The sequence below is a fragment of the Rhodococcus sp. SJ-2 genome, assembly GCF_053750035.1.
Window position 1 is genome coordinate 4,964,951 of the sequence record NZ_CM132340.1, and the last position, 26,468, is coordinate 4,991,418.

25 protein-coding genes and 1 riboswitch are annotated in these 26,468 nt (G+C 64.9%); of the genes, 13 read left to right on the forward strand and 12 right to left on the reverse strand.

The window, feature by feature from the left end:
• Window positions 1–156 precede the first annotated feature (156 nt).
• From ACSYG9_RS23300 to ACSYG9_RS23320, 5 genes are all read left to right on the forward strand, one after another.
• Window positions 157–1,515 (forward strand): cytochrome P450, encoded by a 1,359-nt coding sequence (locus ACSYG9_RS23300; RefSeq protein WP_454843030.1) that lies wholly within the window; start codon window positions 157–159, stop codon window positions 1,513–1,515.
• Window positions 1,516–1,868: 353 nt separating this feature from the next.
• On the forward strand, window positions 1,869–2,411 hold the full coding sequence (locus tag ACSYG9_RS23305) for a CGNR zinc finger domain-containing protein (RefSeq protein WP_440124696.1): 543 nt from the start codon (window positions 1,869–1,871) through the stop codon (window positions 2,409–2,411).
• Window positions 2,412–2,489: 78 nt separating this feature from the next.
• Complete coding sequence (locus ACSYG9_RS23310; protein ID WP_440124697.1) at window positions 2,490–2,969, forward strand: hotdog fold domain-containing protein; 480 nt, start codon at window positions 2,490–2,492, stop codon at window positions 2,967–2,969.
• Window positions 2,970–3,169: 200 nt separating this feature from the next.
• On the forward strand, window positions 3,170–3,547 hold the full coding sequence (locus ACSYG9_RS23315; protein WP_440124698.1) for a hypothetical protein: 378 nt from the start codon (window positions 3,170–3,172) through the stop codon (window positions 3,545–3,547).
• A 148-nt stretch (window positions 3,548–3,695) separates the two neighbouring features.
• Window positions 3,696–4,340, forward strand: a complete 645-nt coding sequence (locus ACSYG9_RS23320; protein ID WP_454840111.1) for an MBL fold metallo-hydrolase — start codon at window positions 3,696–3,698, stop codon at window positions 4,338–4,340.
• Between the two features lie 5 nt (window positions 4,341–4,345).
• Here the strand turns inward: ACSYG9_RS23320 and ACSYG9_RS23325 are convergent, their stop codons facing one another.
• Genes ACSYG9_RS23325 through ACSYG9_RS23335 form a run of 3 tightly spaced genes read right to left on the reverse strand, consistent with a single transcriptional unit; the run spans window position 4,346 to window position 7,467 of the window.
• Window positions 4,346–5,248 (reverse strand): macrolide 2'-phosphotransferase, encoded by a 903-nt coding sequence (locus ACSYG9_RS23325; RefSeq protein ID WP_454840113.1) that lies wholly within the window; start codon window positions 5,246–5,248, stop codon window positions 4,346–4,348.
• A gap of 42 nt (window positions 5,249–5,290) precedes the next feature.
• Entirely contained in the window at window positions 5,291–6,820 is a 1,530-nt protein-coding gene (locus ACSYG9_RS23330) for an FAD-dependent oxidoreductase (protein ID WP_440127776.1), read from the reverse strand.
• Window positions 6,820–7,467, reverse strand: a complete 648-nt coding sequence (locus ACSYG9_RS23335) for a TetR/AcrR family transcriptional regulator (RefSeq protein WP_454840115.1) — start codon at window positions 7,465–7,467, stop codon at window positions 6,820–6,822. Before ACSYG9_RS23335 ends, ACSYG9_RS23330 begins: the two co-directional genes overlap by 1 nt.
• Before the next feature lie 17 nt (window positions 7,468–7,484).
• On the opposite strand from ACSYG9_RS23335, the gene ACSYG9_RS23340 reads away from it, so the two are divergent.
• Both ACSYG9_RS23340 and ACSYG9_RS23345 read left to right on the forward strand, forming a co-directional pair.
• A complete protein-coding gene (locus tag ACSYG9_RS23340; protein WP_454840117.1) occupies window positions 7,485–9,107 on the forward strand; it encodes an FAD-binding oxidoreductase in 1,623 nt (540 codons plus the stop codon).
• Entirely contained in the window at window positions 9,104–10,000 is an 897-nt protein-coding gene (locus ACSYG9_RS23345) for a diacylglycerol kinase (protein ID WP_454840118.1), read from the forward strand. Before ACSYG9_RS23340 ends, ACSYG9_RS23345 begins: the two co-directional genes overlap by 4 nt.
• A gap of 66 nt (window positions 10,001–10,066) precedes the next feature.
• Here ACSYG9_RS23345 and ACSYG9_RS23350 read toward each other — a convergent pair whose 3' ends face one another.
• A complete protein-coding gene (locus ACSYG9_RS23350) occupies window positions 10,067–13,204 on the reverse strand; it encodes a bifunctional cytochrome P450/NADPH--P450 reductase (RefSeq protein WP_454840120.1) in 3,138 nt (1,045 codons plus the stop codon).
• A 472-nt stretch (window positions 13,205–13,676) separates the two neighbouring features.
• On the opposite strand from ACSYG9_RS23350, the gene ACSYG9_RS23355 reads away from it, so the two are divergent.
• Entirely contained in the window at window positions 13,677–14,234 is a 558-nt protein-coding gene (locus tag ACSYG9_RS23355) for a TetR/AcrR family transcriptional regulator (protein WP_454840121.1), read from the forward strand.
• Window positions 14,235–14,384: 150 nt separating this feature from the next.
• Here ACSYG9_RS23355 and ACSYG9_RS23360 read toward each other — a convergent pair whose 3' ends face one another.
• The 3 genes from ACSYG9_RS23360 to ACSYG9_RS23370 form a co-directional block, all read right to left on the reverse strand.
• The gene (locus ACSYG9_RS23360; protein WP_454840123.1) at window positions 14,385–15,359 is read right to left on the reverse strand and encodes an ABC transporter substrate-binding protein; all 975 of its coding nucleotides are present in this window, start codon (window positions 15,357–15,359) and stop codon (window positions 14,385–14,387) included.
• Window positions 15,360–15,439: 80 nt separating this feature from the next.
• Window positions 15,440–15,585: riboswitch (cobalamin riboswitch) on the reverse strand.
• 149 nt (window positions 15,586–15,734) lie between these two features.
• Window positions 15,735–16,085 carry a type II toxin-antitoxin system prevent-host-death family antitoxin gene (locus tag ACSYG9_RS23365; RefSeq protein ID WP_440124707.1) on the reverse strand — a complete coding sequence of 117 codons (351 nt, stop codon included), beginning with the start codon at window positions 16,083–16,085 and terminating at the stop codon, window positions 15,735–15,737.
• 116 nt (window positions 16,086–16,201) lie between these two features.
• Window positions 16,202–17,485, reverse strand: a complete 1,284-nt coding sequence (locus ACSYG9_RS23370; RefSeq protein WP_454840125.1) for a competence/damage-inducible protein A — start codon at window positions 17,483–17,485, stop codon at window positions 16,202–16,204.
• A 127-nt stretch (window positions 17,486–17,612) separates the two neighbouring features.
• On the opposite strand from ACSYG9_RS23370, the gene ACSYG9_RS23375 reads away from it, so the two are divergent.
• Window positions 17,613–18,611: an iron-siderophore ABC transporter substrate-binding protein gene (locus tag ACSYG9_RS23375; RefSeq protein ID WP_454840126.1), complete on the forward strand. Its 999-nt coding sequence runs from the start codon at window positions 17,613–17,615 to the stop codon at window positions 18,609–18,611.
• Window positions 18,612–18,827: 216 nt separating this feature from the next.
• On the opposite strand, the gene ACSYG9_RS23380 is transcribed toward ACSYG9_RS23375, so the two are convergent.
• Window positions 18,828–19,514 carry a GntR family transcriptional regulator gene (locus ACSYG9_RS23380; RefSeq protein ID WP_454840128.1) on the reverse strand — a complete coding sequence of 229 codons (687 nt, stop codon included), beginning with the start codon at window positions 19,512–19,514 and terminating at the stop codon, window positions 18,828–18,830.
• 83 nt (window positions 19,515–19,597) lie between these two features.
• A complete protein-coding gene (locus ACSYG9_RS23385; RefSeq protein ID WP_454840130.1) occupies window positions 19,598–20,908 on the reverse strand; it encodes an MFS transporter in 1,311 nt (436 codons plus the stop codon).
• 517 nt (window positions 20,909–21,425) lie between these two features.
• Here ACSYG9_RS23385 and ACSYG9_RS23390 point away from each other — a divergent pair.
• Window positions 21,426–21,989, forward strand: coding sequence for a hypothetical protein (locus ACSYG9_RS23390; RefSeq protein WP_454840132.1), 564 nt, complete (start codon window positions 21,426–21,428; stop codon window positions 21,987–21,989).
• Window positions 21,986–22,279, forward strand: a complete 294-nt coding sequence (locus tag ACSYG9_RS23395; RefSeq protein ID WP_454840134.1) for a hypothetical protein — start codon at window positions 21,986–21,988, stop codon at window positions 22,277–22,279. Before ACSYG9_RS23390 ends, ACSYG9_RS23395 begins: the two co-directional genes overlap by 4 nt.
• Window positions 22,280–22,623: 344 nt before the next feature.
• Here ACSYG9_RS23395 and ACSYG9_RS23400 read toward each other — a convergent pair whose 3' ends face one another.
• From ACSYG9_RS23400 to ACSYG9_RS23410, 3 genes are all read right to left on the reverse strand, one after another.
• Window positions 22,624–23,910, reverse strand: coding sequence for a DUF6297 family protein (locus ACSYG9_RS23400; RefSeq protein ID WP_454840136.1), 1,287 nt, complete (start codon window positions 23,908–23,910; stop codon window positions 22,624–22,626).
• 80 nt (window positions 23,911–23,990) lie between these two features.
• Window positions 23,991–24,644 carry an ATP-binding cassette domain-containing protein gene (locus tag ACSYG9_RS23405; RefSeq protein ID WP_440124716.1) on the reverse strand — a complete coding sequence of 218 codons (654 nt, stop codon included), beginning with the start codon at window positions 24,642–24,644 and terminating at the stop codon, window positions 23,991–23,993.
• Window positions 24,645–24,704: 60 nt separating this feature from the next.
• Window positions 24,705–25,178: a DUF6412 domain-containing protein gene (locus tag ACSYG9_RS23410; RefSeq protein ID WP_440124717.1), complete on the reverse strand. Its 474-nt coding sequence runs from the start codon at window positions 25,176–25,178 to the stop codon at window positions 24,705–24,707.
• Between the two features lie 80 nt (window positions 25,179–25,258).
• Between ACSYG9_RS23410 and dapA the strand changes: the two genes are divergently transcribed.
• Together dapA and ACSYG9_RS23420 are read left to right on the forward strand one after the other, a co-directional pair.
• On the forward strand, window positions 25,259–26,164 hold the full coding sequence (gene dapA, locus ACSYG9_RS23415) for a 4-hydroxy-tetrahydrodipicolinate synthase (protein ID WP_454840139.1): 906 nt from the start codon (window positions 25,259–25,261) through the stop codon (window positions 26,162–26,164).
• A 7-nt stretch (window positions 26,165–26,171) separates the two neighbouring features.
• Window positions 26,172–26,408: a hypothetical protein gene (locus ACSYG9_RS23420; protein WP_454840140.1), complete on the forward strand. Its 237-nt coding sequence runs from the start codon at window positions 26,172–26,174 to the stop codon at window positions 26,406–26,408.
• The last annotated feature ends 60 nt before the right edge of the window (window positions 26,409–26,468 follow it).

Sequence of the window (26,468 nt, forward strand, 5' to 3'; positions counted from 1 at the left end):
GATTCGTCTGGTGCACACATTGATTCATCTCACGTGAGGGGTGGGCTGAATCGTGGCTGCCATCGGTCGGGCAGACTGGCTCACATGGGTACGCAAGGGAGCAAGTCGGGGGGCGCGACGCCTGCGGCAGTGGTGCAGAAGAACGAAAACGCAAGGATGCCACGGCCTTCGTGGCGGATGCCGTTGATCGGGGATGCAATGAGGCTCGATCCGAAGCGGCCAGTTCAGCGTGAGACGGAGTTCGTGCGCGAACTGGGGGATGTATTCGAGATCGATATCGTCGGCAGCAAGGTGATCGTGGTCGGGGGCGGAAATGCCGTGGCCGAGGTGTTCGACGAGTCCCGGTTCGCGAAGGCAGTCGTGCCCCCGGTGAAGAACCTACGCGACCTTGCAGGTGACGGGCTGTTCACGGCCTTCAACAGTGAACCGGCATGGGCACAAGCCCACAACGTACTGATGCCCGCATTCAGCCAGGCGTCGATGCGCAACTACCACGACACGATGGCCCAGTGTGTCGAAGAACTGTGCGACTTCTGGACGGGTCGGCTCGATCGAGGGCCCTCGGATATTTCATCGGATATGAACCGGCTGACGTTGGAAGTGATCGGACGGGCAGGTTTCGGCTACTCCTTCGATTCGTTCGCAAATGAGCGCCACGAGTTCGTCGAAGCGATGACCCGAGCGTTGTCGTTCGCATCGAGAACCGCGAACGATGTACCCGTACTGAGAGAGATCTTCGGCTGGAAAGCGCTGCGGCAGAATCCGAAGGACATCGCTCTGTTGACGCATTCGGTCGATGGGATCATCGCCGCTCGTCGAGGCGGGAAGACGCCGAGGCAGGACGACCTGCTCCAGCGCATGCTCGAGTACCCTGATCCCGATACCGGCGAACTGCTCTCCGACCAGAGCATCCGTAATCAGGTGCTGACCTTCTTGATCGCAGGTCACGAGACGACCGCAGGCACATTGTCTTTCGCGCTGCACTATCTTTCTCTGAACGCCGATATCGTGGACAGGGCACGGGCGGAGATCGAGGACGTCGTCGGACGTGACGGCGCGGCGATACAGTTCGAGCAGGTCGCGAAACTGCGATATGTGAGGCGGATCGTCGACGAGACCCTGCGGTTGTGGCCGGCAGGTCCGGCTTTCTTCCGCAAAGCACGTGCCGACACGACGCTGTCCGGGTATCCGATCGGAAAGAGCGCCACGATTCTGGTGGTCCTGCTTGCGTTGCACCGTGATCGTCGGTTGTGGGGTGAGGATGCGGACGAGTTCGATCCCGACAGGTTTCTTCCGGCTCACGTGCGTGCCCGCCCGGCGCATGCCTACAAACCGTTCGGAGTAGGGGCGCGGGCCTGCATCGGAAGGCAGTTCGCGCTGCACGAGGCGGTGCTCGCGCTCGCTCGAATCCTCATGCGGTTCGACGTAGTGCCCACTCCCGGATACGAATTGTCGGTGTCCGAAATGCTGACGATCAGGCCGGAGGACCTCCGGCTTCAGCTGCGTGCTCGGTGAACATGAGCCGACGCGAGACTGTGCGTAGCCGCTGCGCCCGGTCACCGGGATTCGTCGGAGCCGTTCCTTGTTTCGTTCCAGATCCAAGCATCAGTTCTCGTGAGGTCGATCATCGATTGGTCTGCTGAGTGCGGTGGGAGGGGGCTGAGTCTCGTCGTGCGCGCGCAGATCGACACGCCGCGCGCCGCATGTGGCGCACCGCACGTAGAGTACGAGACCGATCGAGGTCGAGTGGCGGGATTCCACGCCCCATCCGTGTTCGTGCTGGACGGCGGGTACGGGTACGGGTACGGGTGCGGGATCGTGGAGGGTTTCGCGTGTGAGCATGCGTACCACCATGATGTAATGCCGTTATGCATCTCAACCCTTACGGAGAGTATGCGGTCGTCCTCGCTGCGTCACTGGCCAACGACTGGCCGGCCACGCGCGCCGAGATCGAGGCCCGAACCCGGGATGTCGGGATGACGATGGAATTCGCCGAGGGGCCCGACGATCATGCGCTCACCCGGGAGGTCATCGACGAGTGGCTGACCGTCGTCGATGCGTCCGATCCGCAGGAGCGCGCACGCCTGCTCAACGCACAGATGGCCACCGCCTCGGCGTATCCGCGACTGACGGATCATGACGGAGAGGGCTGGCACCTGCACTACCGCGCCGAAGAGAAATCTCTACCCGACGTACTCCGATCCATCATCAGTGTCGGCACGGCGCTGCATCTGACCACCCGCGGAATGCACCGTCTGGGGCGATGTGCTGCGGGGCAGGTTCCGGGTGATCCGTGCTCCGCTGTCGTTGTCGACATCACCCGCAATGGACGTCAGCGTTATTGCTCGGTGCGCTGCGCGAACCGCGATGCCGTCCGTCGGCATCGGGCGAGGGGTAGATCCGAGCGCTGAGTCGAGGCCGAGACGAGACGCGAGCCGATTCGCTTCGTCGCCACCTCGCCATTTCTTACTTTGGAGTAAGGTGGCGGGATGCAACCTGCGGTGACATCGACATACCGAACCTGGCTGAAGCTGCCGCGGGGTGCTGTGGGCTCCCTGCTTTTCTCGGTGGGGATGTGCGTGCGCGTCCCCTTCTTTGCGACGGTGCTACCCCGTGTCACCGCGCTCGAGCCGGGTCGCTGCGAGGTGCGAGCCCCGAAATGGTGGGGCGTACACAACCATCTCGGTACCTTCCACGCGATCGCCGCATGCAACCTCGCCGAAGCGGCCATGGGGATGCTCGCCGAGGCGACAGTGCCCTCGACGCATCGGTGGATCCCGAAGGCCATGTCCACCCGGTACCTCGCCAAGGCGGAATCCGGTCTCCGTGCGGTGGCCGAACTCGATTCGCTTCCGGATTTCGCGTCCATTACCGAAGGGCTGGAACTCGTTGTCCCCGTGCGTATCTACGACACAACCGGTGCGGAGGTCGTACACGCGGACATCACAATCTGGGTCACGCCGCGCTGACTCGCCCCGGCGCGACGTACGCTCTCGAAAAGACTCGCCGTGGAATCCACGTTTGCATAGTCAGCTGCATTTTCCGTGCGGCCACGAACTCGTTCTCGATTCGGAAGAAGACTCTGGGGATACACCGGTGTGTCTCGGCAATGCGCGGTACCGTCTCTCCTGGAACAGCATCATGCTGCACATCGCGCCAGGAGAAACCCATGCGTGAGAAAGCCGAGAGTCCCGGCGGGGCACGAGCGCTATTCGACCGACTCGCGACCGAGTACCGCCGCGATCCCGACATCGAGGTCGGCACGATGTTCCGCAGTCCAGGTCTGCGGATCGCAGGCAAGGTTTTCGCCTTCGTCGGCTCCGGCAGGTGTCTGATCGTCAAACTTCCACGGCATCGCGCACTGGAGATGCTCGACTCGGGACTTGCCGACGAAGTCACGATGGGCAAACGGACGATGAAGGAATGGGTGTCCCTCCCTGTCGACGACGATGATCTCGACGCAACGCTCGCCACGTGGCGTCAGGTCGCAGGCGAAGCGCTCGAATTCGTTGGCGGGACGCCGTGCCGTGAGTCGAGTGATGAGTAGTCTGTGGGGCTTTGCCGTCGTTCGAGCTCGGCCCGGTGAGTTCCATTCGAATGCGGAGACCGCGTCCTCGTGAGTTCTTGACCTCGAGTGGACTCGAGGTTGCACCGTTGAGTCGTGGTTCGACACCGACGAACGAGGAGGAATCACGATGCGACAAGTTCTGCCTGATCTGTGGGAAACAGAACAAGACAGTCCGTTTCCCGGCCTGACCACCCATGCCTACTTGTGGACCGGAAACACCAATGTGCTGTTCTACTCGGTCGCAGGCGAGGCGGACTTCGCCGAATTGGAGCGACGAGGCGGGTTCACTGATCAATATCTGTCTCACCAGGACGAAGCGGGACCGATGCTCGGAAGGATAGCGGAGCGGTTCGGTGCGAAGCTGCACGCATCCGCGGCCGAAGCCGACGCGATCGGCCCGCATGCACGCATCGACGTCCCGCTGACGAATCGGCACACCGACCGCAATGGGGTGGAGGTCATCCCGACACCGGGGCACACGGTGGGGAGCGTCTGCTACCTGGTTCCGGGCGCGGACGGAGCTCGCTACCTGTTCACCGGCGACACTCTGTTCGTCGGTGCCTCGGGAGAATGGACGGCAGGCTACATCGATGGCTACAGCGACTCCCGCGTCCTGGCCGAAAGCCTGCGGTTGCTGGGCACGCTCACGCCGGATGTGGTGATCTCGAGTGCGTTCCCCAGCGAGTCGGCGGTACATCGGATCGACCCCCAGCAATGGCAGGCCCACCTCGAACAGGCTCTGGTCGGGCTGTCCGGCGCCGTGACGCGCTGAGGTCGTCAGGCCGGGTCGAGCATGGCGGCTGCCGATGCGAGATCGGACTCTGCACCCGTGGTCAGGGCGTAGAGGGCGTATCCGATGGGGGACGCATCCCACAGATGTCCTGCCTGGGCTGCGAGCCCGGGGTGGGGGCGTCCTCCAGCGGCAGCGTAGGCGTCGATGGTGACGTGCAGCATCTCCTCGCCGGCGGCGCCGTATTGGGCGGCCAGATCGCGGGCCGGGTCGTCGACGCGAGCGGTGGTCCAGTCCAGGACCCCGGTGATCGCGCCGCCCTCGCCGAGCAGGACATGCGCCGGGTAGATCTCACCGTGCGTCATGACGGTGTCGTCCGGCCAGCAGATGTCGTCCTCGAGCCAGGTCTGCCACGCCCGGCTCAGAGCAGGTGCGATGGTGAAAGCCTCACTCACCCGATCGATGTCGTCTCGCCACGCCTGGCGTACCCGGGCGGGACTGCGTACCTCGATGCCCGCGGCCCCGGCCTGTTGCGCGCCGATCGAGTGCAGGCGGGCCAACAGACGTCCCAACCGTTGGGCGTAGTCGGGGCTGGCGGGATCGATGTGCCAGACGGGTTCTCCGGTGCCGGTGAGAGTCAATCCGGGCGCGCCGGGCAGGGCAGGGTAGGCGATCAGTTCGGGGGTGCGGATCTGCCAGTGTGGGACGGCGATACCGTCCTCGGACAGGACGGGGGAGACCAGATCGAGGATACGCATCTCGGCGGCCATGCCTGCCGACACATCGTCGCGGCGTGGTACGCGCAGCACCCAGCGCTGCCCGGTGTCGTCGGTGGCCATGACGACGCGGTAGTCCAGGCCCGCCTCGTTCACTGTGGCATCCGCAGCGGACAAGTGTAGGCCGTGCGCGGCGGCGAGCGAGATGGCGGCGGAGACGTCGAAGGAGGTCATGGCCCCACGATTTCATCTCTGTGTAGGCCGGGGCCAACGGTTTCACTCGAATACTGCGGAGACCGCGTCCTCGGCACGCGCGCGATCCTCCGGAACCAACCCGATTCGGGTGCGACGATCGAGTACGTCGTCGACGTCGAGTGCGCCTTCGTGGCTCACCGCGAACTGCACTTCTGCTCGCGTGATGTCGAGTCCGGGGGCGATCGGCTCCATGTGAGTGGGATCGGCGGCGACGATCGCTGCCTCGGTTCCGTAGCGCTGCACCAGCATCTGCGGCGCATGCACCGTGCGGAGCGTGGCGGAATGCGCAGCCCCCACCACCGGCAGATGCCGGGTACGGCACGGTCGCGCAGTCAGGCCCGCCACCTCGAGCGCTGTGTCGACGGCATCTTCGGCCATCTTCCGGTAGGTCGTGAGCTTGCCGCCGACGATGCCGATCGGTCTGCCCTCGGCCCTGATGACCGCGTGCTTGCGCGACAAGTCGGCCGTCGCGCCCCCGCCGTCGGAGGTGACGGTGTCGAGCAGCGGGCGGAGTCCGGCAAAGGACGCGAGCACGTCGTTTCGGGTCAGTGCTTTTGCCAGTGCCGTGTTGACCGTGTCGAGCAGGAAATCGATCTCCCCGTCGGTGGCGCGCGGGACGTCCGGTAACTCGCCCGCGGCGTCCTCGTCGGTCAGACCGAGGTAGACGCGGCCGAGTTGGGCGGGGAGAGCGAACACGAACCTGTTGCGCTCGCCCGGGATCGGCACCGTGAGCGCGGCAGCCGGGTTCCCGAGTGCTGCCGCGTCGAGCACGACGTGCGTACCCCGGCTCGGGCGCAGCCGGATGGTGGGATCGACGCGACCGGCCCACACCCCCGCGGCATTCACCACGGCGCGGGCACGGACATGCAGTTCGCTCCCGGTGAGGGTGTCGCGGAGCGTGGCACCCTCACCGGTGACGTCGCGGGCGTCCACACGGGTGAGGATGCGCGCACCGTGCGCGGCGGCGGTGCGAGCGAGCGCGACAACGAACCGGGCGTCGTCGATGAGCTGGCCGTCGTAGGCGAGGAGGCCGCCGCGGAGCCCGGCTCGCCGGACAGCCGGCGCGAGCTCTGCGGTGCGCTGCGCGCTGACGCGCCGGGATCGTGAAAGGACGGTGGACGGTGTTCCTGCGGTGGCGCGCAACGCGTCACCGGCGAGAAACCCGGTGCGGACCAAGGCGGCTTCGGCAGCCCCCACGGACGGCAGGAGCGGGACGAGCTGGGGAAGTGGCCGCACGAGATGCGGTGCGGTGCGTGTCATGACGATGTTGCGTTCGACGGCACTTTCCCGAGCAATACCGACGTTGCCGGATGCGAGATAGCGCAGTCCGCCGTGTACGAGCTTCGAGCTCCAACGGCTGGTGCCGAACGCGAGATCGTGGCGTTCGGCGAGGACGACGCTCAGTCCTCGGCTGGCGGCGTCGAGGGCGACACCGGCGCCGGTGACGCCGCCGCCGATGACGAGCAGGTCGACGGCAGGTTGCTCACCGAGCTGCTCGAGCTCGCGACTGCGACGGACGGCATTGAGCGAGCTCGGCCCGGCGGGCATCATCATGAAGACCTTTCCGCGGGCGCGAGATAGGAGTCGATGGCGTGGCCGAGTTCGTCGAGCAACGCTCGGTGGTCGACGATCTCACTGATCATGCGAACGGATTGCACCGTCGACTGGGCGGTGAGCAGTACGAATGCCGCGAGCGTGTGGGGATCGCCGCCGCGGACGGAGCCATCGCTCTGGCCCTGCGTGATCGCGGAAACGAGGACGTCCAGGATGGCGCGTTGGCTGGTACCGAGCCTGTCGACGATGTACGTGATGAGCACTTCCGGGTCCGTGCGCAGGATCTTCTCGAAGATCGGATGGGTTCCGATGTCGTGGGCGGCGGTGACGACTGCCGAGACCAGGAGGGGGCGGGTAGGCCCGACGCCGTGTGTGTCGGGAAGTGCGGCACGGATCTCCCGGGTGAGCAGATCGGCGAGTACCGAGTCCGTGTCCGGCCACCGGCGGTAGACGGTGGGTCGGCTGACGCCGGCGCGTCGAGCGATTTCGGCGAGGGTGGTGCGCCGTAGTCCGAAGTCGAGCAAGCAGGAGCGTGCGGCGTCGAGGATCTTGTTCTCGATGTTGTCGCCGGGTGGGTCGGAATCGGGCGACAGTGGGTGCCGTGACGGCGCATCACTGAATGTGTCGTTACGAACAGGCGTCATGTGTAAAACTGTAACGCATGACTGAGAGCTTCACGCCCCTTCGACCCGATCAGCTCGCTCCGGAGATGGAGTGGGACGCATGGGGTACTGCCGAACACCGAACTGAATTGGGCGCCGAGGTGCGCACTCTGCTCGAGCAGGCACTCGGAGTCCACCCTCGGCGGAACTCGCTCGCCGAATCCGACGTCCGGCTCACCCCCACCCGACTTGCCCCGGAACATCGAACCGGCCTCGTTCGTCTTCTCGGCGCCGAGCATGTCCTCGACGACGACGCCGCACGCCTGCGGCATGCAGGCGGAAAAAGCACTCTGGACCTGTTGCGTCGGCAAGGAACCGATCCGCAGGCAGCGCCCGACGCAGTGGTTCTGCCCGCCGACCACGACGAGGTCCTGATCATTCTGAAATACTGTGCGGCACAGTCGATCGCGGTTGTCCCGTTCGGTGGAGGCACCAGTGTCGTCGGGGGAGTCGATCCGGATTCCGGCCGCTTACCCGCGGTGATCGCGGTGGATCTGCGCCGATTGAACGCCCTCACCGATCTCGACCCAATCTCCCGTGTCGCCACCGTGCACGCGGGCGTCACCGGACCCCAGGCGGAAGAACTGCTCGGCACCCACGGATTCTCCCTCGGTCATTACCCGCAAAGCTTCCGCCACGCGACCATCGGCGGCTTCGCGGCCACCCGGTCCTCCGGACAGGCCTCCGCCGGGTACGGACGGTTCGACGACATGGTCGAACACATGACGGTGGCCACACCCCGGGGCACGATCCGCGTCGGCCACCCGCCGGCCTCCGCGGCCGGGCCGGACCTGCGGCAACTCTTTCTCGGATCCGAAGGAACATTGGGGATCATCACGGAGGTCGGAGTACGCATCCATCCCATTCCCGCGGTGGTCGAGCATCGCGGATGGAACTTCCCGGACTTCACGACCGGCACCGACGCACTTCGAACTCTCGTCCAGAGTGGACTGCCGCCGACGGTGTTGCGTCTGTCGGACGAAGTCGAAACCGGCCTCAACCTGGCCTTGCACAAAGACATCGGGCGTGAGAGTCCGGGCGGATGCCTCGCCGTGACCACCATCGAGGGCGACGAGCGTTACGTGCGCGACCGTGCGGCAGCCGTTCAAGAAATCCTCGGTGCCGCGGGAGGCATCGATCTCGGAGCGGAACCGGCCCGACAGTGGGAGCAGGGCCGATTCGGCGCACCGCACCTGCGTGACGCGCTGCTCGAGGCCGGCGCCCTCGCCGAAACCCTCGAAACTGCAACGACCTGGTCGAATCTGTCGCGACTGCGCACCGCGGTCACCGAGGCCCTCACCGGCACCCTTCGTGAGGGCGGCACTCCGCCACTGGTGATGTGCCACATCTCGCACACGTATCCGGCGGGCGCATCGCTGTACTTCACCATCGTGTGCGCGCAGGCCGATGACCCGGTCCGGCAATGGGCCGAGGCGAAACAGGCAGCCACTGCGGCGATCGTTGCTGCCGGCGGGACCATCACCCACCATCACGCCGTCGGACGCGATCACCTGCCGTGGATGACCGATGAGGTAGGCGACTGTGGTGTGGAGGTGCTCCGAGCGATCAAGAACGCGCTCGATCCGCACCACATCCTCAATCCCGGAAAGCTGATCCCGTGACCACCGGCTCGGTTGTCGTGCTGAGCAACCCGACCGCCGACGACGACGCACTTCACACCCTCGCGGATGCCAGTGCACGACTGCGCAGGCACGGACTGCGCATCGCGCACATCGCCGCCGATTCGGTCGACGAGTCGATCGCACTCACCCGACACGCGGTCGAAGACGGTATCGACGCGGTCGTCGCGGTCGGGGGCGACGGCATCGTCTGGCAAGCGTGGCAGGCCACCGCCACTACCGGCACCCCCGTCGGGATCGTCCCTGCCGGAACCGGCAACGATCTGGCCCGCGTCCTCGGCATCCCGGACGAACCGGGCGCAGCGGCGGACGTGGTGGCGACCGGCCACCGGCGAACCATCGATCTCGGCCGGGTCTCCGCAGACGAAGGACCGGACCAGTGGTTCGGCACCGTGCTCGCCGGGGGCTTCGACGCTCTCGTCACCGACCGTGCCAACCGAATGAAATGGCCGCGCGGGCCATTGCGCTACAACGCTGCCACCATCGTCGAACTGGTGAATCTGCGGCTGCTCCCGTACTGGATCACCTTCGACGACGAACCGGCCGTCGAACTCGACGCAACGTTGGTGGCCGTCGGCAACGCCTCCACCTACGGCGGCGGAATGCGAATCGCACCGGGCGCGTTGCTCGACGACGGCCTCCTCGACGTGGTGGTGGCCACCTCGGCGAACCGCACTCGCCTTCTGCGTCTCTTCCCGACCGTCTACCGGGGCACCCACGTCGACCTGCCCGAGGTGATGGTGCGCCGCGCACGACGGGTACGGCTGGACAGTCCCGGTATCACGGTCTACGCCGACGGCGAACCGCTCCGCGCGCTGCCGGTCGAGGTGGAGGCAGTGCGCGGAGCAGGCACGGTGCTGGTGCCGCAACACTGATGTCGGCCGACTCACGGCCGGAACCTGCAGAGGCGGTAGACGATACGTCCCGGGGCGGGAACCGTGTCACGCGAAGATGTCCTGGTGGAAGCGGCCTTCCGACTCGAGGCGGTGCAGCGGGACCTCGCCGTCGTCATCTGTTCGTGCAGCAAGGATCTGTGCGAGTGCTCGTCGTACGGCCGGTGCCATGTGCAACCCGTCTCCACACACGTAGATATGCGCCCCCCGTTCGAGCAACTCCCGGATTCGGTCGGCCTCGGCGACAAGCGCCTGCTGGACGAATCGCTCCGGGTGGTCCGGCAACGCGGAATACGCCGTGTGCACCCTCGCGAGACCGGCAGCGTGCCACGCATCGAGGTCCTCGGCGTAGAGACGATCGTGCTCGGGGTGCCGACAGCCCGTGAACAGCTCGACAGGCCCGGTCGCGGCAGTATGGGCCCGTTCTTCCACAAAGCTTCTCAACGGGGCGATGCCGGTACCCGGTCCGATCAGGATGACCGGCGTCGTCGGGTCCTCGGGAAGGCGGAAAGCCGGCGCGGGAGTGCGAACGTGTCCGTAGAAGACATCGCCGGGAGCGAGGCCGGCCAGGTAGTTGGAGCAGGTTCCGCGGTATCGGCCGGAGCCCGCCCAGGAGGCGCCGTCGACGAGCCCGACCGTGAGCCGGACATGGTTCGGCGCCGCCAAGGGCGAGGACGAGATCGAGTAGTAGCGCGGACGGATCGGGCCCGTCATTTCCAGGAAGACTTCCAGCGGCAGGACGACCGCGGGAAACCGTTCGAGCAGGTCGAGCACACACACGCGTTTGCCGACGATCTCCTCTGTGTACGTGTCGGCGAGCGCTGTGAGCCGTCCGAGAGTGTTCGGGCACCCGGTGTGGGCAGCGAGCGTTTCGAGGTCGGAGCGAGTGGCGGGCTCCTGGAGTTCGGAGAACTCGGTCAGCAGCAGTCCGGCCGTGACCGGTGTGTTCACCGGGAGGTGGGTAGTTCCTCGGGTATGTAATCGGACCACCTGGTCCGGTGAGGTCCGGAGCAGGTGTAGTGCGCGCTGGACCTGCACGGCTTCGTTCCGGGGGAAGACGGCGAGGTGGTCGCCGGCGGAATACGAAAGGTCAGGTGGGAGTTCGGCCACGATCGCACGAACGCCCGGGCGGGGCGCTTCGAGGGAAAAATCCCACAGGCCGGCCGGATCGCCGGTGAGCTCCTTGTTCTCGATCACGGTCAGCGGGACAGCCGTCGAGGAAAGCACGTCCGGGCGGATGTCGGCTTCGGTGAGCACCTCCATGCGGTAGCGGGAGCCGCGGGCCGCAGCAGTCACACCGTATTCGGTGGACAGTGCTTCCCACAGGGCGGAGATCCACGCACTGACACCACCGTCGAAGTCGCCGGCGGCATCGGCTTCACAACGGTCGATGAGCGGAACCGCTCCTGCTTCGGTGAGCTTCGCAAAGGCGCGGCGAGGAAAGGCCTGGTAGGTGGGCCATTGAGTGTCTCCGCACCCCAGCAGTGCCAGCCGCACTCCCCGCAGGGACGGCATGTCGTCGAGCGAGTCGAACAGTTGGGCATTGTCGGGTGCTCGCCCGTTGTAGCTCGAGGTGATCACTGCGAGCATCCCGCAGCGAGGTGGATCGGCGGCGAGTTCGTCGAGAGTGCTCAACCGGACCTCGAAGCCGGCGCGCCCGGCGCGCTCGGCAAGCCGTTCGGCGATATCGGCGCAGGTACCCAGATTGGACCCGTACGCGACAGTGAGCGCAGTGCCTGCGGGGACCGCGCCGAGATCCTGCTCGCGGGTGTCCGGGTCGGCGGCCGGTGTGGGCGCCGTGGCCCGCTCATGAGGACGACGTTCGCGGACACGGATGGTGAAGCCCTCGGGTTTGAGGGTGAGTGTCTGCTTGACCTGCATCCGGTAGGCATGGGGGTCGCTGATTGCGAACCTCTGCAGGATCAATGCGAGGGCAAGTCGCGCTTCGGTGAGCGCGAACTGCCTTCCGATGCATGCACGTTCACCGTTGCCGAACGGCTTGTATCCGGCGCGATGGTGCTGACCCCTGCGTTCGGGCAGCCATCTGTCGATGTCGAACTCCTCGGGGTTGTCCCACGCTTTGGAGTGTCGATGCAGCGCGGGTAACAGAACGAAGATCTGTTGACCCGCTCCGACACGGTATTGCCCGATCGAGGTTTCGGCGAAAGGCTTGAGGATGATGCCCGGGATGGGCGACCAGATCCGCAGTGTCTCCTCGAGTACGCGGGGGATCACGTCGAGTTTCATGATCGTCTCGTAGCTCGGAACGCTACCGTCGGAAAGGACGCTGTCCACCTCTCGGTACGCCTGCGCGAGTACGTGCGGATTGCGGAGCAGGTTGTACAAGGCGAAAGACAGCAATCCGCTGGTCGTTTCGTGGCCTGCAATGAGGAACGTCAGTACCTGATTGCGGATGTTCTCGTCCGGCAACGGATTCCCCGTGCGGGGGTCGGCTGCCTCGAGCATCAGGCCGAGCAGATCTGTTCCGCCGTCACCACCACCATCGTCGCGGCGGCGCCGGATGACGTCGTCCACCAGTTCTTGCGTGGCGCGGATATCGGAGCGGTACGCCTCTTCCCGTCGGGCACGCATGCGAGTGACCATCAGAGGCTGTCTGGCGCGAACCATCGCCTCGGTCAAGGCATTACCCATTGCCTGCAGAAACGGGTGCAATCGCGGGGAGGAGAAGGAGTCGAATCGATATCCGAAACCGGTGAGGGCAATGGTGTCGAGGGTCAAGCGAGTCATATCGTCCGCAACGACAAGATCCTCGCTCTGGCGGGCCGTCCAGGAGGCGATGAGGGCTTCGGCGACCTCGAGCATCTGTGGAAAATAGGTCTTCATCGACCGCTGCCCGAAAGCGGGCATCAGGATTCGGTGGGCTTGACCCCAAACCGGCTCGTTGCCGCGGGCGGTGAACAGGCCGTCGCCGGCGAAGTCGCGCACGATCGACAACGGGGGTGCGACACTCTTGTAGAACCGCGTCTCGTCGCAAACCTCGTCGACCAGGTCGGGGTCGTAGACGAACAACGCCTGGCGGCCGAGGATATCCACCCGGTAGATCCCCTCGGGATGTCTTTCGGCTGCCTCGACCAGGAACTCGGTGGGTACGTCACCGGACAGTTGCAGCGCATTGCCGAGGAACGGCACCCCGCGCAGCGCCGGGATCGATCGGGTCGCAGTCATCTGATGTTCGGCGCGGATACTCCCTCGCTTACGAGGGAGCGCAAGCGCCGTCCTCCTTTCGAGGATCGGTGGAGACGGGGAACGCGTTGGTGCGCCCGAATATGTTGCTGTACATGGGGTGTGAGGTGGTACGGCCCGTGTATACAACGATGACGTGTTCGGGTGTTTCGTGAGGGCCGAGCAACCCCTCGGACTCGGGGAACGAATCTTCCGGTGCGATACCTGTGGTTTTCGAGGTGTCGGGATCGGAACGCTGCCGGGGTGGTTCTGGCTGTGACGGAGCGTGGCCACACCGGTGTCGACGACGTAGGTCACTGGTCCGCCTCCTTCGGGTGGTTCGGGCGCGGTCTGAGCTGGGAATCTCCTGCCAGCAGCGTGGGGGAGACGTTCGCGAGAACTCCTTGTTGCCCGTGGCCGGTGGCACTCGCAACCACCAGCCATACACTGTATGGCGAAAGCTAGCATACGGTGTATGGCTGTGAGCGCGCATCGGGGTACACCCCTGACTCCGGAGGAGATCTATTCGACGGCTCTGCGCCTCGTGGATGCCGGTGGCGTCGAGGGGTTGTCCATGCGCAAACTGGCGGTCGAACTCGACGTCAATCCGATGTCGCTCTATCACCACGTCGACAACAAGACCGTGCTGCTCCAGAGGGTGTGCGGCCTGGTGGCGCTCCAACTGGATGTCCCCGACGGCGATGCCCCGTGGGCGGAACAATTGCGTGCACTGGGCTACGCATGTCGCGCCAGCGCGCGCAGGCACCCTTCCCTGTGGCTCTACGCGCTGTCGCACCCGGAGGTGACCGGAGGTGACCATCTTCTCTGGCGAGCACTCGACCGGGTCCTTTCCCGTGCCGGAGTCGACGAAGCCGAGTTCATGTACGCCCGCAAAACTCTGTTCGCCCTGCTGTCCGGCTTCATTCTCGGTGAGACCACCGGCGCGTTGAATGAGCAGGGTGGAGCCGCGGATCCGGAGAGGACGTTCGAGTCTTTCCTCAATTTTGCTGTCGCGGGACTATCGGCTTTCTGAACTCGACGTGCGTCTCACCACTGGTACGCGGATTCACGAAAGCCCGCACGACGCGCGGCATCGAGGTTCGGTGCCTCACCGTCGATGGTTCATGCATCGGCCCATGGGGCATTCGCCGTCGTCCGCGCTCGATCGGTCCATCGGACGCCACTACGCCACACCCAATTCGCGAAGGCCGGTAGCAAGTTGCTCGATTCCGCTGATGTTGCGGATGGACGGGTCCATAGTGGTGCCACCGAGGACGATGTATCGCTTGTTCTGCACTGCGGTCAGGCGACTTGCGACCGGATCCGACTCGAGGAACCTGATCTTCTCTTCGGCGCTGTCGCCGTCACTGCCACGTGTGAGGTCGGCCAGTACGAGAACGGTGGGATCGCGATCGAGGATGCTCTCCCATCCCACCTCCGGCCACAACTGCCGACTGTCACCGAACGCGTTCTGTGCTCCGACCGCACGCGTCATGATCCCTGGAGCGCCACAGCATCCGGCGATGTACGGACTGGTAGTTCCGGCATACCACCATGCAAGGGTCACCTGCGAAGCGTCGATACTCCCAGCCGCCGTCTCTGCCCGACCACGCAGATCGCCGACGAGATCCTCGCCGCGTTCGCGGACGTCGAACAGCGTGGATACGTCCAGAATCTCGGCGTACAGGTCGTCGAGGGTGAGCTCAGAATCCTGAACCGCGTCCTGCCCGGTGCATTCGCTCGGAGACTGATATGTGGAGATGCCCATCTCGGTGAACCTGTCGCGATCCGCGATGCCCTCGTCGCTGAATGTGTAGTCGAAAGTGGTGTAGACGAAATCCGGCTCACAATCCAGCACCGATTCGAACGAGGGAAACTCCGTGTCGAATCTGTACACCTCCGACGCTTCCGGCTCGAGCTCCGGTAGAAGCCGGTCATCACCGAGTGCGAGCCCGGAAAGTCGATCTGCCAGTCCGAGGCTGAGCAACAGTTCGACAGCAGGCTGGTTTACGGCTACTGCCCGTTCGATGGGGGCGCCCGGCGAAACGGAAATCCCGCAGTTGATCACACCGTCTGTGTCGACAGTCCCCACAGGATCGTCACTACCGGTAGAAGTGCCGCACCCGGATACGCCCCACAGCATGACCGCTGTCGTCACGGCGACCGTCGTCTTCCGAACTCTTCCGTGCATTACCCATCGAGCTTTCTGTAGCCGCTTCACGCGAGCGACCCACACGTCACTACCGGCAGCGGCAGGCCGTTGCCGGTCCAGCAGGGTATCGGGCTCGGGGTTGTTCGCCCCTGACCGTTGCGCGTCAGCTCCGGATTCCCACCGGATTCCACCTGTCCCCATCGTCGGGGCTACCTGGCGTGACGAATCTAGCAGTGGCAGCGATGTGTCTCGCGCCGAGCATGCTGCGCAACGACGGTCCCTCCGATTCGGTGAGCGCACGTCTCGGTGAGCACACGTCGAAAAACCGCACCCGACTTCTGCAGCTGTTGCGGACCGGACAGTGCCGAGCACACCGCGGATCTATCGAACGCGTCGGCGCTTCTTGCGCTTCTTCCGCTTGTTTCGGCGCTTGGTGTTCTTGGGAGACGGCGAGGGGGAGGTCTCGTCGGCGGGTTCGTCCTCCCCTACCGGGGGCGCGACCATCTCCTCCTGAACCGACCGCTCCATCTCTCGCCGCAAACTGGCCATCAACTCAGGAGAACGCAGCAGGAACGAGGCCTCCTGGAGAGCGAGGTATCGCGCCTTGGAGATCAGCACTGCGGTGTTCCGTTTGCCGGCGATCTCGACCGCGACCGTATCGTTGTTGACCTTCCGAACCAGATCCCTCAGTTGCGCGCGGGCGGACTTCACCGTGATTGAGGGCACCCGCATGAACTCCTTTCCTCTGCTCGACCGACCCGCGCATCATCCCATCGTCGGGTCGATTTCGGGCGGGAACGCGGTCCCGCGTGTCAGCCCGACGGTTCGCAGGTCGTTGGGGTGCGGGTTCACTCTTGTCGGAGCTGTGTGACAACCAGATGCAGTGCGGCCGTGGTGGTGAGGGCTCGGACTCGTTCTCGGTCCCCGGGAAAGTGACGGGTGACGGTGTACGTCGGCCGCCCCTCGATCGCGACACCGAAGCAGACTGTGCCCACCGGTTTGGTTTCGGTGCCACCGCCGGGGCCTGCGATTCCGGTGGTGGAGACGGCGACATCGGCCTCGAGTCGGTGTCGGGCGCCCTCGGCCATCGCCGCGGCGACCGGTTCGCTCACCGCACCGTGCGCGGCGATCAACTCGGCCGGTACATCGAGCAGATCGGACTTCGCGGCGTTGGAGTACGAGACGACGCCGCCGGTGACATAGGCCGACGACCCGGGGCGGTCGGTCAGGCGCGCGGCGACGAGCCCGCCGGTACACGATTCCGCGGTCGAGATCGAACGGCCGTCCAGAGCGACGACCAGCTGATCGTCGATGGTCGAACCGTCGGTCGAGAAGATCTGATGCCCATGGTGTTCGGTGAGAACGTGGAGGAGACGGCGGTAGATGTCTACGTCGCGGGAGTCGAATCGGGTCACCATGTCGAGTTCACCGTGTCGGAGGCACGTAGTGATCTCGAGTCGATCGAGGCCGGCGTTCTCTGCTTCGGCCCGGCGCAGTGTCTCGGCGAGCTGCGCCTCGTGCAATCCGTAAGCGCGCACGGTTTCCTGCTGCAGATCGTCGGCTCGGGTCAGCACGTCGGCGACCGCGGGTGAGGCGATCGCGCTGCGCCACATCTTCTGTAGCTCTCCGGGTGGTCCGGGAAGGATGACGATGGTCGGGACCGGCTGGTCACCGGCTACCGCGGAGATGACTACGCCCGGTGCTGTACCGGTCGGTGGTAGCGCGGTGGACCCGGTGGGGATCTGCGCCTGCTTGCGGATCCCGGTACGTGTCGGCCCTGCGTCGAGGTCCTCAGTGTGCGGGCGGTAGCGGCGGATGATGCCCGCGATGTGTTCTTCGAGTTCCGGGTCGAGGAGTAGTTCGCGATGGCAGAACTCGGCGATGGTAGCGACAGTGAGGTCGTCGGCGGTCGGGCCGAGCCCACCGCTGGTGACGATGAGGTCGACGCCCTGATCGGTGAGAAAGCGTAGTTGTGCGATCAGGTCGGCGGGCCTGTCGCCGCAGATCGTGATGTGGGCGACGTCGACTCCGAGGGTCAGAAGCTGTCGGGACAGCCATGGTCCGTTCTGGTCGGTGATCCTGCCGGTGAGTACTTCGGTTCCGGTCACGATGATTCCTGCACGCACGCTCACGCCGTCGAGCCTAGACATTTCGCACGAGCCGCGAGCCAGGGGTTCGTCTGCCGAGAGGACCGGGGGGCATGAAGTGAGCTGCGCACATCAAGTTAGGGTTCGCTTACTTCGATCGAGAGGATGTTGGATGTTCGGACGACGAACCAGGGCCCGTGTCGCAGTCGCTGTGGGTGCACTTGTGCTCGCCGCTACCGTGACGGCGTGCAGCAGCGACGGCGGTGGTGACGAGACCGCAGGGGCGGGCGGGGAGGGGGCGTTCCCGATATCGATCGAGCATGTCCACGGCAGCACGACGATCACCGAGAAGCCCGAACGCATCGTCACCCTCGGGGTGACCGACGCTGATGTTGTGCTCGCTCTCGGTGTGGTTCCCGTTGGGAACACCGGTTACAAGTTCTACGAGACCGGACTCGGTCCGTGGACCGACGAGTACGTCGGCGATGCCGAGCTCACCCGCATCGACTCCGATTCGGAACCGAATCTCGAGCAGATCGCATATTTGGCCCCCGACCTCATCATCGGTGTGTCCGCGGGGTACGACGAGGCCGTGTACGAGAAGCTGAGCGCTATCGCGCCGACGATCTCGAGGCCGGAAGGATTCGCGGCCTACACCGTCGACCGTGAGATTGCGACCGAGACGATTGCCGCGGCCATGGGCGAAATTGATCGCGGCGCCGAACTGAACCGGCAGACCGCAGACCGGCTGGCTGCCGCCGCTGCGTCCCATCCTGAGTTCGACGGTAAGACCGGTGTAGCAGTGCTGCCTTACGACAACAGGTATGGCGCGTATCTGGCCGGCGATGCCCGCGGAGCATTCCTCACCGTGCTCGGATTCGACATCCCCGAGGAGGTCGCAAGTCAAGACACCGGGGACAGCTTCTTCGTCGACGTGTCGCAGGAGAACGTGAGCATGCTCGACGGTGACCTGATCCTTGTGCTTGGCAATGATGAGACGGTCGACATCACCGCCGGCAACCCGTTGTTCGGCAGTCTCGATGCTGCGCAGAACGACGCGATCATTGCCACCACACTCGATCAGCGCGGCGCGATCACCTACAACTCGGTGCTGTCGGTTCCGTACGCAATCGACAGCCTCGTTCCGCGGTTGGCCGACGCGATCGGCTGACGCAGCAGAGCCCCGTCTCGATCGCTGTCCACCTGGGGCAGGATCGGGACGAAGGGGCGGTCGATCGGTCGACCAGCCTGAACTCCTCCCTTTCGCATGCTGCGTCGGAAGGGCGTAGCTCGGCCGCGGATTTCCGCGCAATCCCTTCCAGTGACTGTCGCGCCTTATAGCGGAAGGTGTTGCCGGGTCCGGAAACGTCGAACAGGGGGGTGTTCTTCACTTCCGGATCGAAGGAGTGAACTTGCTCAGCTCTCGGCCCACCGAGGAGGGAGGTGCATTCTCGGCGATGTGGCCGCGTAGGACTTCGGCGAACGCCGCTGTGTCACCTGTGCGGAGATGCTCGGTGAGGGTTTGGTGTTCGGCGATGATCTCAGCGCAACGGGCAAGCAGGTGGTCTCCGGTGGCGAAGAGCATGAAACGATGCCGGTCGGAGAGTTGTTCGTAGAGTTCGATCAGCACGGTGTTGCCGCCGGCTTCGACGAACCCCTTGTGGAATCCGAGCGTGAGGTCGATGAAGCGCCGAACATCGCTGTTCGCAAACGCTTCACGTTGTTCCTCGATGGACTGTTCGAGACGTTCGGCGAGGCGTCGACGAAGCTCGTCCGGGGCCCTGTCCACCGCCGTCGTCTCGAGCACGAAGCGGGCATCGGCGAGTTCCGCGACGGTGCGCTCGCTCACCCCTTGGACGAGGGCGCCTCGCTTGGGATAGATGGTGATCCATCCTTCGTCCTGAAGACGAGCCAGCGCGACCCGCACGGGTGTGCGGCTGACTCCGAGTGCTGCCGCGAGCGACGCTTCGCCGAGCATCGTCCCGGGGGAGTGCGTGCCGTCGAGAATGTGGTCGCGGATCACTTGGTAGGCGCGTTCGGCGGCGCTGATGCCGTCGTGTTGGTCGGCGGTCACTGGGGTCTCCTCGCTCTCGACTCGAGTACGATATGGATACCACTGGTACGTTCCCGGCGCCGTTGTTGCTTCAGGATTCCGTTTCACGGTGTTGTCACTCGTTCGAGACCGGGTTCTGCGTCAGCAGCCGGTACCCCCCTTCCGGGCCATTTCATCAACGGCACCGCCTTCACGGAGAAGACCAGTGTGATGAGCAGAACCCCGGTGGCCATCAGATTGATCCAGAGGAAGCCGCCCATCGCCAACACCGTGCCTGCCATTGCTGCCATCAGCGCCCCACCCAGGTTCATCGCCGAGTCCGATGCGCCTTGCAGTGTGACCTTCGCGTGCTGCGGCACCGAAGCCGTCAGCAGCGCCGAGCCGCCGATGAGGAACATCGACCAGCCCACACCGAGGAGAAGCAGGGCGATGGTCAGCAGTGTCATCGAGGAGGCGGAGGCCGATGCGTCGACGACGCCGAGGGTGATCGTCGCGATGAAGACGACGACACCTGAGGCAATCACAGTGCCCGGCCCCCAGCGATCGGACATCCAGCCGAAGACCGGCGAGAGCGCATACATCCCGGCGATATGGATGCTCACTACGAGACCGATGGCACCGAGATCGAACTCTTGGTGGTGCATGTGCACCGGAGTCATCACCATGACGTTCGTCATCATCATCTGACCGGTGACGATGGTGACGATTGCGAACAGTGGAACCGGGCGTACTGCCACGAAACGCAGTGCGGCTCCGAGACGCAGCGGCGCCGGAGTGTTCGGGGCTGTTACATCAGGTGCAGTACTGCCGTCGGCTGTGCCCTCGGTTGTCGCACCTTGCTTCCCGCCCGCGAGGGTCGACGCCGCCACAGCGGCCAGCGCGAAGGCACCCATCGAAATCAGGTAGGGGCCGGCAAGTGGGTGGATCCCGAATGCTTCGCCGAGGTGTGCGCCCGGACCGGTGAAGTTGGGGCCCAGAACGGACCCGATCGTCGTCGCCCATACCACCAGCGACATGGCGCGCCCCGTCGCGGCCGGGCCTGCAGCGTCGACCGCAGCGTAGCGGGCTTGTAGACCTGCGGCCGTGGATGATCCGCACATCATCATCCCCAGCATGAACAGCGGGAGGAATTGCACGGCAACGGCTACCAGTACTACGAGTGCCCCCAGTGTGCCCACTGTGAATCCCAAGGTGAGCGCCCTGCGACGTCCGGTCCGTGCCGCCAACGCCGCCAATGGGTAGGCGACGAGCCCGGCGCCGAGGATCACGCTCATCTGAGCGAAGCCGGCCATCGCGGTGCGTCCCGTGATCTGTTCGGCCAGTAGGCCACCGACGGCGTATCCGGAGGCGATGCCGGCCCCGGAGAACAACTGTGCGGTGATCAGTTTGGCCTGCGTGTACCTCTGCGACGGCATCGACGCTGCCTTTCGTTTCGTCCTTCTGGCGTTCGGAGAGGATCGATTGCGTTCGTTCGTGCGCAAGGATACATCTTGGATACAAGGTGCGCGTGTGTGTGAGCGTCACGAGCTTGCTATGCCCACATCGGCATGACGGCAATTCTCAGCGGTGACCCCGCACAACCATGGTCTGTTCTCATGATGCTCGCCGTTGGCGTTTCGCACTGTTGCGTCCCGGCTGGGTGTACTCCCGGGAACGCATCCCCGGGATATCGAGCGGCTGGCCCCCGAAATGCAGCGAAAGACTGACAAACCTGACTGCATAGATTGGCAACGATCGTTCAGGCCGCCATCGCTCGTACCTGTACTGATTCGCAAGGAAGCCGCTAACGTCACCTATTTCCTGTCAAAGTATCCTGTCAATCTGCCTCACGGTTCCGGATGCACTACATCAAGATCACTGCTTCGATGCTGCGCGGGGGTCTTTCGGCGCGGACTCGCACGAGTGTCAGGTCAGCGTGTCAAGATCACCGCCATGAACGCACAGACGAGCCCCGTCTCCGAGTCGACGGTAGTGCTGGCGATGGACTACGGCCAGTTCTGTCTCGACGGCGGACTCGGAGACATCGACAACGAGATGGAGCTGCTCGAGCGGGCCCAAGCGGCGCAACCCAGCGCCGGCGACGGCACCATGGTTGTGGTGTTGTGCCCGCACCAGAACAACTTCGAAATGAGCGTGGAGGTACAGGTCTTCGACCGCCGTCCCGCAGCCGACCGTTCGAACTGGCAGCAGGTCAGCGAAGGGCGTCTCGAAGTCGACGCGCCTGGGATGCTGAGCGTGTCGTCCCCGACGTCTGAACCGGTGACGGTCGCGGTGCCGCCGGGACAGTACATGGTCGAGGTGTCCGGCCGCGGGTTCGTCAACTACGGCTGGCCCGGTTCGACCACGCCGGGGGATGGGTGGCGTCTGCGGCTGTGGCCCGACGACGGCAGCGTCATCGGACCCGCGCAACTGTGGGACATGCCCGGCTACGGCATCCCCGAGAACATCCCGCCTGCGACGGACGGATCCGGCGGTTCGATGAGGGACGAGTCGTGAACCCGCAGCCGAGGCAAGCGATGATGACTGTGCTGGTGTTCATCGGATTCGGTGTGGCGTGTGGGATCGCCGCCGCTGCCGTGTTGTGGTGGTTCGCGTCCCGGCCGTTCGATTTCTACACCGCCGGCTATCAACCGCTTGATTTCGCGTCTGTCCGCCTCGATTCGCCGTCGCCGACCGGGTACATGGCGGTGTTGGTTCTCGGTGGTGGCGTACTGGGAGCGCTGGTCGGTGCGCTCGTGCACCGCGTGGTGTGGGGTCTGGCGCGGCGTGCATGTAGCGAAGAGTAATGAGAGGGACCCATGGTCACGGCCGGACGCATGCGCTGCCCGATGAGGTTCCGACTTACATAGAGGTCAGCGGTACGCGATCCGGCCAGCTACCTGTAACGTCCCGTAGCAGACCGCAAGGTGCGACACACTCCCTGAAAATCAACCCGCAGGACGGGTGACAGCAGCATCAGCGGGATGACAGCTCTTCGAGTGCCTTACCTGGAACCGCACGATGCGGCGTACCTCGGCGTCTTCGCCTGAGCTGCTGCGTGTTTGATCCGGAAGCCGGTCGTTCGTGCTTGCATCGCGGTAAACTCGTCGAACTTACTGGGATCGGATACCGCATTGTTCTCGGCCGCCGATCAGACACAGACAGCAAGAAGCGCCGCGGTCAGAACGAGCGCGTCGGTTCCCCGAATCTTCTGTCGGATCAACTCGACAGGGACTTGGCCGTAGCCCGTTTCGAGGATGAGGCCGTCGTACGTCAGGGCAGCTCGTGTCCGTGTCCGATACATCGCGGTCACCGCTCCTACCGTGGTGAGTGCCATCATTGTCGGGTTCGTCGCCACCAGCGGCGAGATCAACACCATGGTGATCACTGCCGCCGCGGTGGGGAGCACCGTCAACGGCAACCTCAGCAGACGATCATCGGCCCCTAGCGTCACCGCCAGCGCAGTGTCGGCGCACAACGCCCGCAGCCCGGCACTGAAGATCATGCACACACCGAACACGAGCACCAGGTACATCCACGCTGCAGCGATCGGCGACAGGACAGTCGACAGTGTCCACCCCGCACAGACCGCACCGGTAGCGATGACCAGTGAGTGCGGACGGCGCGCGTGACGCATCGCATCGATACGGATCAACGCGCGGGTACGGGAGGTGGGCACGCGGCGGGAGGCGCGACGGGCCACACGACGCCATGCCCGTTGCTCCAGGGCTCCGGTCACCATCGACAGGTCCAGCATCGTCAGCGATACCGACGTCGCAACCGTGGTCTCGGAACCGATCGACATGCGGGCCAACGTGATCCGGCCGCACCACCAGACGGACATCGCCGACAGCGCTACTGCCACTATCGAGACGACGAGGACGGGAATCCACGAGGTGATCAGCACAACTGTGCCACCCGCGGCCGCGACGATCGCTGCTACGCCTGCGCCCGACACACAGACGGCGGTAACAACACGGAGGGTCCAGGCGGGAAGAACCCCACACTGGACGAGCACTGCGAGCGCAACACTACCGGTGCCGAGACCTGCTCCGAGCATGGTGAAAGGCAGCCAGTGCTCGAGTCCAGCGACGAATGCGGCCAACCGACCCACTGCCAGGCCGACGACAGAGCCGATGCCGAGAGCTGCACCGATCCGCGGCCACAGCATTGCACGGCGATCGACGGGGGTGGGCAACAACCACGATGCGGTCTCGCTGCGAACGCTCACCGGCCCCAGCGCTGACGCTCCTGTGACCACGACTGCGGTGAGCACCCCGGCCAGTGCCCATCCCCACGTCGGATTCCATCGCTCGTTCGTGTCCATCAGAAATGAGGTGGTCAGCACTGTGGACGGTCGTGTCGTGAGCCACCAGAGCACCCCGAGGCATACGTACACCCCGAGCGCGGTCAGCGCGAAGGTTCCCTCCTTGTGCATCGGCGGAGTATGGGCACGTTCGAAACTGCGTCGGAGAGTGCGCAGCGTCGACACAGCGGGAATCGGTCGGGAGGTCTCGCTCAGCGCCATGAGTCACCGTCGACGGTCTCGTCGGCAACTGCAGTGACCAGGGCGTGGTCGTGGGAGACCAACAGCACCGCAGTACCTTCATGCTTCTCTGCACGGATTGCGTCGGCGAGCCATGCACGGCCACCGGCGTCGAGGTGCTGTTCAGGTTCGTCGAGCACCAGTACCCTGTGAGGCCGCACCAGCGCCGATCCCAATGCCAGGCGATGACGCTGGCCACTCGACATCGTCACGGGAAGTTGATCGGCGATCTCCATGAGACCCACTTCGTCGAGGACGCGAGTCGCCGAATCGTACGGGTCGGTGACGCCGTGGGCGACACCGACAAGTTGCAGATGCTCGTGGGCGGTCAGGTGCGCGAATGTGGCGGGTTCACCGACCACTGCGGCCACAGCGGCACGGAAGGACGCCGAGGCCTCGTCGACCGGGATTCCTTGGACGGTGATGTTGCCGTGATCGAGCTGATCGGCGCCGATCACGCAGCGCAGCAGGGTGGATTTGCCGGCGCCGTTTGCACCGACGATCGCGCAACACCGACCGGCAGCAACATCGAAGTTCACGTCGGAAAAGACGCACAGGTCACCGAAACGGCGACCGGCCTTGCGCACCGAGATGGCAGGGTGAGCGCGCAGCGAAGGGGTGGACATGGGGATCTCCTGGTATTCCTCGTGCAGGGACGCAGAATCGAGGACGCGGAGACCGATCGTTCAGGCGAGCACAGTCGATACGGCCCCCGCCCGGAGGCCGGGAGATCGAGGACGCGGACGGCCGGAAGTATCCGGATGAGAGTGCCGGCGAAGCTCACCGCGGCGGCGGTGTTCTTCCTCGGTGGGGCCGCGCGTAGTTCGGCCGAACCCGAACAGCACATCGTCTGCGTGGGCGGTCCTCAGCACAGCCGCCACCGCGACGAGGGTGACCACGATCCCTGCCAGTAGACCCGGTGTGGTGCCCGCCGAACTGGGATCGACGGAGAAGAAAACGGCAACGGCCCACGAGAGCACGAACAAGATCAGTGCAACACTGCTCCGGGGACCGAAGAACATACCCGCCAGCCTATACACGTTGCGCGGGCCCGGTGTGGTGAGGTAACCGAGCGCAGGCGGATACACCGCGTCGACGCCGGTGATCGCCGTCACCTCGATGGCTTCCGTACCGCGTGAGCCTCCACCATCGTGTGCCATGGTTTAGCACAACCGGAGCAACAGTATGTAGTCCCGGGAGGGACCCTCACCGCCACCGGTCCGGCGTGCATACTGAGGCAATGACACTCTCGTCTGCACCTGAAGCGCCGTTCGGACGCGTACTGACTGCGATGGCCACCGCCTTCACCGCGGACGGCGACATCGACGAGGAGGCGACTGCTCGGATCGCACGGCATCTGGTCGACCACGGACACGACGGGATCGTCGTCTCGGGGACCACCGGTGAGGCGGCCACGACCACCACCGCCGAGGACGGTCGGATATTGCGCGTGGTCAAGGAGGCGGTGGGCGACCGCGTCAAGGTCGTTGCCGGGGTGGGCACCAACGACACCCGGCACACGCTGGAATTGGCGCGCCAGGCCGTCGAGCACGGCGCCGACGGGCTGTTGCTGGTCACGCCGTACTACAACAAGCCGAGTCAAGGTGGCGTACTGCATCACTTTCACACTGTCGTGGAGACGGTCGATGCGGCCGTCATGATCTATGACATCCCGGGTCGGGCGGGCACCAAACTGGCGCCCTCGACATTCGAGACGATGGCACAGTGGCCGTCCGTGGTCGCAGTGAAGGATGCAGCCGGAGACCCCACACAGGCAATTATGTTGCGCGAGTTGGGCTACGCGGTCTACTCGGGGGACGACAGTCTCACGCTGGGATTTCTCGCGTACGGGGCGTGCGGGGTTGTTTCTGTTCTCGGCCATGTGGCGGGCGATGAGATCCGCGCGATGATCACCGCGTTCTTCTCGGGCGATGTCGAGGCGGCGCGGCAGATCAATGCCCGTCTGCAGCCGGCGTTGCAGGCGGTGATGGGCGTTCCCAATTACGGTGCGACGACGGTCAAGGGCGCGCTCCAGTTGCTCGGCGTTCTGCAGAACAGGGCCGTGAGGTCCCCACTTCTGGCTCTCGACGACGACGAGTACGACGCACTTCGAACGGGGCTGTCGGCTTCAGGGTTGCTGCGGTGATCTGACGATGACCGGGGGCGCACGATGCCGCAGCATCGATATCGTTGTCCCAGGTGGCGGTGGGGTGTACAGCGTTGTCGGCGGTGAGCCTATCGATCAACGCCAGGCCGCGTCGGGGTGCGCCGATGTGGGCAGCTCCACTGGCAATGCGCCACCGGCCGTGATCGCGGACGAGCACGATCAGCCGCTCGCATTCACGTTGCAGCGCCGCGTGCACATCGATCCGACCGGCCCCTTGGCGTAGGCGTGCTCGGACGCGTGGGCCAACGCCCCGCCGGTAGCAGAGAACACTGCGGCGTTGGAT